Below are 10,112 nucleotides of genomic sequence, written 5' to 3'. Positions count from 1 at the left end.
GTGGTCCAGGATCGGGGTGTCTGCAGCAGGGTGTGGATGCGTTGCCCGAGGCGGGGGCTGCCCTTGCGGGGCCGTCCTGATCGGGGCCGGTCGGGTAGCCCGGCGAGGCCCTCGGCGTGGTGGCGGGCGATCCAGGCGCGAACGGTTTTCGGGTCGTAGTGCAGCAGATCGGCGATCTCGCTCGCGGACCAGCCGGCCGCTGATAGCACCACCATCATGATCCGGGTGGCGTTACGCCAAGGCCCGTGCAGGGCGGTAATCAGTTCGGTGTGTTGCTGCGCGGACATGCTGGCGTAGACGTGCGCGGGGCGCATACTGACGGTGACCTCGTCGGGGTTCAGGCTCTTGTGTGGAAACCTGATCCGAACCCGCGGCGGGGTCTTTACGTTGTTATGTCCCTCTTGCTGAGCGTGTCCGCGTACCGCCCGTCACCAGTTACGTACCGGAATTCTGCCTACGTGCTTAGTCGTAGGCCTTTTGGAAAGGGGCGGTAATGGACACGGCAGAGATTCGTCAATTGGTGCTGGACCGGGCGGCGGCGGTGGGGGCCAAGGACGCGAAGGCGATGGTGGCGCACAACGCGCCGACGATGGTCGAGTACAGCCTGGCGCCGCCGCTGCGCCAGCCGTCGGCCGGCCGCGACGTGGGGCCGGTGGAGAAATGGCTGGCGACCTTCCAGGGACCGATGAGCATGGAGGTCCGCGACCTGGCGGTGACGGCGGAGGGCTCGGTGGCCTTCGGTACGAGCCTGAACTGCCTGACGGCGACGCCGGTGGGCGGGACGGAGAGCTTCAGCCTGTGGTTCCGCGTCACCCTGGGCCTGCGGAGGATCGACGGGAAATGGCTGGTCGTCCACGAACACGCGTCGGTGCCGTTCGAGATGGACGGCTCCTTCCAGGCGGCCGTCAGCCTGCAGCCCTGACCCGACACCACTGGCCGTCCGGGCTCGCCCGTGCCCCGGCCGGGGCGGGCGTCACGCGGGTGACCAGCGCCGGGCATTGTCCGCGGCCGTGCGGCGCAAGTCCGCCGCTTGAACCAGGGCGGCCGTCCAGGTCGCCGGCATCCTCAGCGCCGCAGCGCGGCGCAACTCGAGACTCACCTCGATGACCCGCGCGCGGATCTGGCACTCGCCGTCGGCAACGGCCACCCTGCGTTCCTCGGCAGCGACGCCGGGGGCGGCGCCGTGCTCGGTCAGCGCCTGCTGGATGAGGTCCCGGGGATCGCTGTAGTCGACGGCCGGATACCCGGCCGTCGACATGCACGCGCGCCACGCCGCAGCCGCCCTCGTCATCGCGGGATCATCGGCGACAGCCCGGATCAGATCGTCGTTCAGGTAGTCGGCGGCGTACGCGGCGATGGCCCAGTGCTCGATGGTGCCGGCCAGCGTGGCCCGGGCCCGTCCCCGGCAACCCCCCGAGGCGACCGCCATTGTCGGACCGGCGCTGAACTGGACGTTGATGCTCCTCGCCCCGGTCAGCGCGCGGTCGTAGCCGGCCTGCAGCGGTGCCGGCGGCGGCTCGCCCTCGCCGGGGACGGCGGATTCCACCAGGCCGTAGCCGTGCTCGCGGCGGTAGGCCAGGTCCACGCCGGACACTTCACCGTGCAGCGGCGCGGCCTGGGCCGGGGATGCCGGCGCATCGGGTGGATACCGGAATCCCTCCCGGTTCATGCACTCGGTGACCAGCTCATCCTCGGCCGCACCGAGGGCCGACGCGTCGGCCCAGTATCGTCCGGTGTGGACGACGAGGTCGAGGGCGTAAGCGTCCGGGGCCGCCGCGGTCCGGTCGTCCGGCGAGAACAAAAGCCAGCCGGACGACAGAACCACAGCGGTCACCGCCAGCAGGACGGCAGTCTTGGCCGAACGCATCTCCGCCTGTACCTTTCCGCCGCCGCGATGGACCTACCGGGAATCCGTCAGAAGCTGCAGTTGGCCCTGCCCGACTTCACGTAGGACACCGTGTTGTCATAGGCGGCCTGGCTGCCCAGGTTGGTGTAGCCGTCGTTCGGCCCGAGGTTGTGGAAGCCCCCGGTGGGTCCGGCGTCGGCGTGCAGGTGGAAACACTTGGTGGTGGCGTTCCACACCGACGACATGCAGTTGTTCCAGGTCCCCCCGGCACAGGAGCTGTGGGAATAGCTGCCCAGGGCGGCGGCACTGGTCACCTTGCCGGGACCGTCTACGAAATTGTTGTTGGCGTAGAAGCACAGCGAGGCGGTGTTGCAACTGGCCGGCCGGGAACCGTAAGCCATCGCGGGCGACGAGATCGTCAGCGGTACGCTCACGGCTGCCGCAAGAGAGACGAGCACGGCCAGAAGTCGCCGGTTACGGGACATGGAGCCTCCTTCAGAGACGGTTGGCGCCGGGTTGATCTATCGCCACTGAATATTCCGGCCGGTTGTCACGAGGGTCACGAGTCCGAACGAATCCGAACGCGGACCATGGAGGCGCCCGATCGACACGTTCATGGCGCTACCCGATCCGGGCGAGGCGACCACGCTCGACGAATTCATCGAACGGTTGCGGTTGCTGAAGATCTGGGCCGGCAACCCCTCGTACGAGGAGATCGCCGGGCGGGTCAGGGCGGCGTGGGTCTCGGCCGGACGACCGGCGGTGGAAATACCCGGCAAGACCACGGTGGTGGACAGTTTCCGGGTCGGCCGGCGGCGTCTGGACAGCGAACTCGTGGTCTCGGTCGTGGCGGCGTTGCATCCCGACTCCGGCTACGTCAACCAGTGGCGGCAGGCGCTGCGGGTGATCAGTGGCGAGACCCTGGCCGCCGCCCAGGTGCGGGTGCACGACACCCTGCCGCAGGACCTGCCCGGGTTCATCGGCCGCGCCGCCGAACTCGACCGGATCCGCCGGGCCGTGCGCGACGGCGCGACGGCCGGCGAGGTAGCGGTGATCTCGGCGCTGGGAGGCATGGCAGGAGTCGGCAAGACCCGGCTCGCTGTGCACATCGGGCACGTCCTCTCCCAGGAACAGCCGTTCGACCGGGTGTTCTTCGTCAACTTGCGCGGATTCCACGCGGACCCCGCCCAGCCGCCGGCCGAACCCGCCGCGGTGCTGGACGGATTCCTGCGGCTGCTCGGGATGTCCGGCCAGCAGATTCCGCGGCTGCTGGCAGACCGCACGGCTGCCTACCGGCACCGCCTGGCCGGCACCCGCAGCCTGGTCGTGCTGGACAACGCGGCCGACGAGGAGCAGGTCCGGCCGCTGCTGCCGGGTGTGCCGGGCTGCGTCACCCTGGTGACCAGCCGGCGCGGCCTCACCGGACTGGACGCCACCCACTTCGACGTGGACGTGTTCACCCCGGACGAATCCCGCCGATTCCTGGCCACGACGATGCCGCGGCTGCCGGTCGGCGGCGATCCCGGCGCGGCGGGGAGGATCGCCCGACGCTGCGGCCACCTCCCCCTGGCCCTCGTCCTGATCGCGGGACACACGCGCGCGAAGCCGGGGTGGACCCTGACCGACCACGCCGACCGGCTCGACGAACTGCACGGCGACCGGCGCCTGGAGTCCGAGATCGAGCTGGCGCTGGAGGTGTCGTACCGAAGCCTGCCCACCGGCGAGCGTCACCTGCTGCGACTGCTGGCCCAGCACCCGGGCCAGGACATCGACGTGCACGCGGCGGCCGCGCTCGGAGCAACCGACCTGGAGACCGCCGGCGCCCGGCTGAACGGGCTTCGCACCACCCATCTCGTCCAGCCCGCCGGACCCGGCCGATACGTGCTGCACGACCTCGTCCACGCGTTCGCGGCGGCCCGAGCAGCCGACGAGGATCGCGGCGTAGACCGCCGGGCCGCGCTCACCCGCCTGCTGGACTATTACCTGGCGGCGGCGTTCGAGGCGATGAACCGGCTGGCTCCGGTCGGCGCGAGCCGGCTGCCGCAGGTCGCGCCGTCGCCGGTCGCGCTGCCCGACCTCGCCGAACCGATCGGCTGGCTGGACGCGGAACGCGCCAACCTCGTCGGTGCCGTCACGCTCGCCGCCGACCACGGCTGGCCCGCGTACGCCGTCAACTTCGGCGTCGTGCTCTTCCGGTACCTCCTCGGCGGCCATCACCTCGACGCCCTGACCGTGCACGGCCGGGCCGCCCAGGCCGCCGAGCGCTCCGGCGACCGGATCGGGCGCGCGGGCGCACTCGCCGACATGTCCACCGCTGAGGTGCTGCTCGGCCGGCACGAGGCGGCCGTCGGCCACCTGGAGCAGGCCCGGCAGATCTTCGTGCAGGCCGGTCACACCGCCGGCCAGGCCCGCACGCTCAACAATCTCGCCATCGCCGAGACCCGGCTGGGCCATTACCAGGACGCGGCGAAGCACCTGACCGACTCCATGGAACTGCACCGGCTCAGCGCGGACAGCGTCGGACAGGCCCGTGCCCTGACGAACCTCGGCAACCTGGAGTCCCGGATGGGCCGGAACGAACGCGCGATCCTGGTGTACGGCGACGCGCTCGCCCTCTACCGGGAGATCGGTGACCGCGGTGGAGAGGCCGGCCTGCTGACCAACCTGGGCGAGGCCGAGGTGAAACTGGGCCGCTACGACGAGGCCGAGGAGCATCTCACCCCCGCACTCGCCCTCCACCGCGAGCTGCGCAACGCGGCGTCCGAGGCGGCCACCATGGACGTCTTCGGCGTCTTGTCCGCCGGTCGCGGCGATGCCGAACGGGCCGTCACCTATCACCGCGACGCGATGGCCCTGTTCCGCCGGCTCGGTGACCGCCACGGCGAATCCTGCGCGCACAACGGGCTGGGCGAGGCGGCCCGGGTCGCCGAACGTCCGGACGAGGCGATCGTGCAGCACCTCGCGGCGTACACGATCGCCGCCCAGGCCGACGTCGCCGACCTGGAGCAACAGGCCCGCGCGCACGCGGGCCTCGCGGACGCCCACCACGCCCGCGGCGACCTGCCCGAGGCCCGACGGCGCTACCGCCTGGCGTGGGAGCTCTGGGTCGAGCTGAACTCACCGGAGGCGGACCGCGTCGCCGCGATCACGGCGACCCTGGGCGAAGCGTCAGCGTAGGGTCCGGGCCTGCGGGTAGTCGTGCCGCTCGCTGTGCCTGTCCAGGCGCCGGGGGGTCATTAGTCACCGCCCCCGTCACCACTGTCCCAGTGAGTGTTGGGGTCGGCGCCCGTGGAGCCACCAGAACCGGAGTCGTCCTTGCTAGGCCGTCGACCCCTTGAGTTACGCATGGAAATCGCGATCAGCACGGTGATGACGAGCAGGAACAGGCCGCCGGCGATCATGCCTACCCTCTGGATCTCCGACTCCATCGGGCGAGTGTACGGAGCCGCAGGACCAGGTCGAGGATCAGCAGCTGCCTCCGGCGGGAGCGCTCGGGCTTCTGGGATGGCTCAGGTACTACAGCTGCGGATCATTTAGACCTGCATGATCTCTGTGCGCTTTGCCCATTTACGTAGTGATGTGGGGAGTGGGTCACTGCGGCGTAGGTGGTGGCTGATCCGGGCACGGATCTTCTGTTTGAGGCGCCAGGCGATCCAGCGTGTGGTGTGCCGCCGGTCGTGGCGGGCGTGCAGCACGGTCTGGGCGAGCAGGTTGCGGACGTCGGCGAAGGTGGCGTGGGTGAGCAGGTCCGGGCTCAGCCAGTCGGGTCCTGTCGTGGGTGCCGGCGGTGGTCGTTTCCCGGGCTCGCCGGCTGCTCGTGCGTGGTCGTGACGGTGCTGGTCGTGGTCTTCAGTCCGGCGTGCTGCACGGCGAGGAACGCGTGGGCGGACATGCACACGGTGACCATGTGATGCCAGGCGGTCCAGGTGCGGACCTGGTGCTGATCGAGGCCGAGGAGCTCCTTTCCCTGTTCGTTGTTCTCCTCGATCTCCAGCGGGTGACCGCGACGATGATCAGGGTGGTCGCAGGTGTCGGGTCCGGGGCGTGGGCCAGGAAGAACGTGACATCGGTGGGATCGCTGATCGAACGGCGTATCAGCAGGGTGTGGGCGAAGCCGCCGGCCGGGGTCTCATCACTGACCTGCGGGTACTGGCCGTAACCACCGTCCATGGTGACCCACCCGAACGGCACGCCCGCGTCGACCGCCTCGGTCAGCAACTCGATCGCCTGATCGAGTTTCGTGGCGAACCCCACCGTCGCCGGGATCCGGGCCTCGCGGCAACGGCCGGCATCATCGGTCCAGCGTTTCGGCAGGTAGAGGCGGTGGCCGATGAACGCGTGCCCAGCCGGGCCGGCATAGGTGAGCATCACCACGACCTGGCAGTTCTCGATCTGATTGGTCGCACCGCAGTGCTGCGGGGCGACCCCGACGGACTTGTCACCCTTCTTGATCATCTGGGTGTCGTCGACGATCAGAACCCCGTCCGGGGCACCGAGATGCCCCACCACATAGGCCCGGACCTCGGTCTCCAGGTCCTCGGCACGCCAGGCACCCCGGGACAGGAACGTCTGCATCCGGCCCGGATGGGTATGCCCGGCCCGCTGCGCCAAAGTCCAGCCGTTCTTCTTCTCCAGGTCCGACAACAGCCCCCTCGACCAGGTCGTGGAACACCTCCCGCGGCTCCGGCCGGGCGAACAGATGTCCCATCCTGCCGGTCAGCTCCCGCAGCCGTGTCTCCCAACCCGACACCAGATCATCCATCACCTCGAATATCACGCACGGTCAAACGACGGATCAACCCACATCGTTACGTGATCCGCAGCTGTAGTACCGGCCCCGGCACACCGGGGAACTTGGTCCCGGCGGCGTCGGCGTCGCCGCTCGCTTCCTCGACGGCGTCGGACAGGTCGGCCAGCTCGTCCGGCGACAGGTCGTCGAGTGCCTCCGGCACGTCGAGGTGAACGGCGGACTTCGTCGCGTCCGCGAACTGCTGCAGGAACACATCACCATAGAAGGCCATGTCGAGTTCCAGGCCCGTCGGCCGCCGGCCGAGGGCGAAATGGACGCCGTCGCGCAATGCCCGCAGCCACGGATCGCCCAACTGATCGAATCCGAGCTGTTGCTGGGCAATCCCATGGACACCGACGATCACGACCCACACTGCTCGGACGAAGTCACGCCTTGGCACCGAACCATGACATCATCGATACGCGGTGACCATCCCACCTCGGCGCCTCCGCCATTATGACCGGTCGGCAAGCCACCGAGCGGGAAGCGGGCGGTCAGATCTCAGACTTTGCGCCCCTTGGTGAGCGACGTGGCAGAGCCGGAGTGCGGCGAGAGTAGTAACTTCTGGTCATGATGACCGAGGATGAAACGTCTGACACAAGTCGCCGGATCGCTCGGGCACTGACCGCCTATCTTGTCACTCATGACGGCAGCAAGGCGGATCCGTATATTGCTCGCCACCTGTCGGAGTATGCGCGGCACGGACACTCGCTGTCTGATCTACTTGCGCCGGATTCCGCCCAGGCCAATTGGCCGACCCTCGCTGCGCTGAATCCCGAGAACCTGCTGCAGGACCTGGACCTGACGCGGGACGAGCTCGGGATCGACGCGCAGGCGGTCGCCGACGCCTATCGAGAGGCCTCGCACCGTCTCATCCGATACGGCTATTCGGAGCGCCTCGCCGAACTGGAGATGACCGCCAACCGCATATCTCCGCACCTCAGACCGCTCCGGCCCGGCGTGCCGCTGCCGTGGCGGCTCCTGTGGGCCAGCTGGAGCACTACCCCACCGAGTCGTCAGCTGGGACATCCGCATGACGTCCGAGCCATCATTGCCTCCCCCGAGAGCGCACGCCATGTGCTGACCTACACGGACCGGCAGTTCTCCTTATGGGACGTCTCCCGCGGATCCGAGTTGTGCCGGGAGAGCGGTGTCGAGATCGCGTGCGGCGACGTCTCACGCACGACGGCTGGCGCGCTGTTCGCCCTCGCCGAGCGTTCGACGAGAGTCCATCTCGTGGCCGCGCCCGACGGAACGATACGTACGCTGGAGCTCGGTACACAGGCCATCGGCGATATCCTCATCGGCCCGGGGTCCCGCTCGTCGCGCATCACCCTCTACACGACAGCCAAGGAGTCATCCGTCGTGACCGAATGGGCCGAGGACGGCAGCCTCATACGAGAGATAGACCTGAGGGACGCTGCCGGGCCTGCTTATCTACGGCTTACGCAAACATTTTCGCGGCATTTCGACATCATCTTGAATCAATGCGGGGACCGCGCCTTCGCCATCGTGACGAATGACGATTCCGCAACCGTCATCGATCTCATGAAGGAGGCCCTCGTGTGCTACCACGTGACGTCCGTCAGCGCGCGAAAACCGCAGACAAGCCTCCACGGGACCAGCGAAGATCTGCGCATTTTTCTCCTGCACAAGGATCCTCCTTCTCTTGACGTTCTCAGCTTGACGGCCGCATACCGCTACCGGAGGACATTGACATTCACGCCCGATCCACCCGCCGACGCAGGCTTTCCTCGCGGAGTCTCGTGTGGCGTCACCGACGGATTCCCGTGGTTGGCAGTCGGCTACGACGGTGGCGACATCCGAGTGTGGAACGCTGCCACCGGTTCGGCTCTCTATGAATTTCAAGGGCCGCGAGCCAGCCCGAACGTCCTGACTCTCGACGAGGCCGGGCGACGACTCCTCACCGCGAACGACCGACAGCTGATGGTCTGGGATCGCGACTCTGTGGGGTCGGCCACGAACCGGCCCGCGGCGACCCCGCATGCCCGCCCTGTCTACGGCCTGGCCGTCTCGTCCGGGCACCTGTTCTCCTGCTCCGAGGACGGCGTTCTCGCAGCCTGGCAAGCTGACTCGGGGCAGTTGCTGCGTCATCGGAAGCTCGATGTCTTCGGCGGGGCCTGCGTGACGATCGAATCTTCCGGTCCACAGGTCCTCATGCCCTCGGCGAGCGGCGTTCTGGTGCTGGACGGCGCCGGCCTCGAAACGGTCGGCATCCTTCCCGCCGAGGGGCTTTCCTCCTATGCGATCTGCCTGTGCCGGCTGCCCGGGTCCGGTCCGGTGGTGGTGGGCGCCACCGACCACAGCCTTCTGGCGTGGGAAGTTCCCGGTGGACGCGCGCTGCCGGCGCTGCCGACAGATTCCTCGACCGTCTACGCGCTCGAATCAGTCTCCGAACGAGGCCACATCGCGATGGGTACGGGCGACGGCCTGCTGATCGCGTCTCTCATCGACCGAACCTGCCGCGCCAGCGAGGCCGTCGGCCGGAACATGGTGCTGTCGATCCTGGGCACTCCACGGGCGGCCGAGTTGGGTGGCGACCTTGTCGTCGGAACGTACGGCGGGACTCTTCACCGGCTCGGCCTTGACGGTGAGGTTCGCTGGAGTCGCCGGCTCGGCACCTCCGCGATCAAGAGCCTCGCGTGGGTCAGGGACGAAACCGGCGCTCTCCGGATCGTGACGGGAGACTACGGCGGGGAACTTCACCTCATCGACCCCAGCGGTGATTCCTCGAACGACCGGACGATCTTCCTCGATCCGATCGTCGGCGCCATCAGCGGCACCGCCGCCGAGTCCAGAATCTACTGCGGAAGTGACCGCGCGCTGCTGTGCCTTGACCTGGCGGGGCAGCACCCAGCGACGGGCCGCTAGGCCGTCTTTCGTAGGGCTCGGAGGTCTTGATTGATGGCGGTGATGGTGAGGGTGGCTTCTTAGCGGACGGCGAGTTTGTCGTACCGGGTGGCCATGGCGCGGTGTTGTTTGAGCTGGTTGATGCCGCACTCAGTCACCCACTCGTGGGACACCTGAAGATGACGGTTCGTCGCATACTGAGCCAATACTTACGGTAGTCGCGTTGTTGCGGCTGGTCGATTTGGTTGACCGGCTGCGGCGCCGGGTGGGTCAGGTCGGTGATCAGAGCAGATGTCACGAAGTGACGGCGAGCCCCCCGATGCCTGGTGTGGGAGTCGTTGGACAGCGACCGGCGGGCGATAGTGATACGGCTGTTGGGGACGTGGGCGACCCGGGCAGTGACGAGCCAGGACGGCCGTCGTGAATGCGCGGGCGTGGCAGCCGTGGGGAGCGTCGGAGTCGAAGATCACCTCGCGGCATCGGGATCGGATGGCGGTGGTGTATGTGCGTCAGTCGAGCCGCCAGCAGGTACTGGAACATCGTGAGTCGACCCGGTTGCAGTACGCGTTGGTCGAGCGGGCCGCCGGGCTGGGCTGGGCGCGGTCA

At 68.3% G+C, this 10,112-nt stretch carries 9 protein-coding genes; 3 read left to right on the top strand and 6 right to left on the bottom strand.

The features are described 5' to 3' along the window. Positions 1-314, bottom strand: a 314-nt coding sequence (locus DMB66_RS57370) for a helix-turn-helix domain-containing protein (protein ID WP_148112914.1), incomplete at its 3' end; no start/stop codon positions are given. Positions 315-493: 179 nt separating this feature from the next. On the opposite strand from DMB66_RS57370, the gene DMB66_RS57365 reads away from it, so the two are divergent. Then, a complete protein-coding gene (locus tag DMB66_RS57365) occupies positions 494-922 on the top strand; it encodes a nuclear transport factor 2 family protein (RefSeq protein ID WP_125812389.1) in 429 nt (142 codons plus the stop codon). A gap of 51 nt (positions 923-973) precedes the next feature. Here the strand turns inward: DMB66_RS57365 and DMB66_RS57360 are convergent, their stop codons facing one another. Further along, a complete protein-coding gene (locus tag DMB66_RS57360; RefSeq protein WP_125812388.1) occupies positions 974-1,867 on the bottom strand; it encodes a hypothetical protein in 894 nt (297 codons plus the stop codon). Positions 1,868-1,914: 47 nt separating this feature from the next. Then, positions 1,915-2,331, bottom strand: coding sequence for a peptidase inhibitor family I36 protein (locus DMB66_RS57355; protein ID WP_125812387.1), 417 nt, complete (start codon positions 2,329-2,331; stop codon positions 1,915-1,917). Between the two features lie 130 nt (positions 2,332-2,461). On the opposite strand from DMB66_RS57355, the gene DMB66_RS57350 reads away from it, so the two are divergent. Further along, a complete protein-coding gene (locus DMB66_RS57350; RefSeq protein ID WP_125812386.1) occupies positions 2,462-5,023 on the top strand; it encodes a tetratricopeptide repeat protein in 2,562 nt (853 codons plus the stop codon). A gap of 59 nt (positions 5,024-5,082) precedes the next feature. Here DMB66_RS57350 and DMB66_RS57345 read toward each other — a convergent pair whose 3' ends face one another. The 3 genes from DMB66_RS57345 to DMB66_RS57335 all read right to left on the bottom strand — a co-directional run bounded on the left by DMB66_RS57345 (position 5,083) and on the right by DMB66_RS57335 (position 6,999). Beyond that, complete coding sequence (locus DMB66_RS57345) at positions 5,083-5,274, bottom strand: hypothetical protein (protein ID WP_125812385.1); 192 nt, start codon at positions 5,272-5,274, stop codon at positions 5,083-5,085. A gap of 421 nt (positions 5,275-5,695) precedes the next feature. Next, the gene (locus tag DMB66_RS57340; protein ID WP_370321415.1) at positions 5,696-6,547 is read right to left on the bottom strand and encodes an IS701 family transposase; all 852 of its coding nucleotides are present in this window, start codon (positions 6,545-6,547) and stop codon (positions 5,696-5,698) included. Between the two features lie 107 nt (positions 6,548-6,654). After that, positions 6,655-6,999 carry a hypothetical protein gene (locus tag DMB66_RS57335; RefSeq protein ID WP_125812384.1) on the bottom strand — a complete coding sequence of 115 codons (345 nt, stop codon included), beginning with the start codon at positions 6,997-6,999 and terminating at the stop codon, positions 6,655-6,657. Between the two features lie 206 nt (positions 7,000-7,205). On the opposite strand from DMB66_RS57335, the gene DMB66_RS57330 reads away from it, so the two are divergent. Further along, positions 7,206-9,527, top strand: coding sequence for a WD40 repeat domain-containing protein (locus DMB66_RS57330; protein WP_125812383.1), 2,322 nt, complete (start codon positions 7,206-7,208; stop codon positions 9,525-9,527). Positions 9,528-10,112: the final 585 nt, after the last annotated feature.

This window comes from Actinoplanes sp. ATCC 53533 (assembly GCF_003947245.1).
The sequence above is the reverse complement of the archived record's forward strand: the minus strand, read 5'-3'. Positions and strand labels throughout refer to the sequence as shown.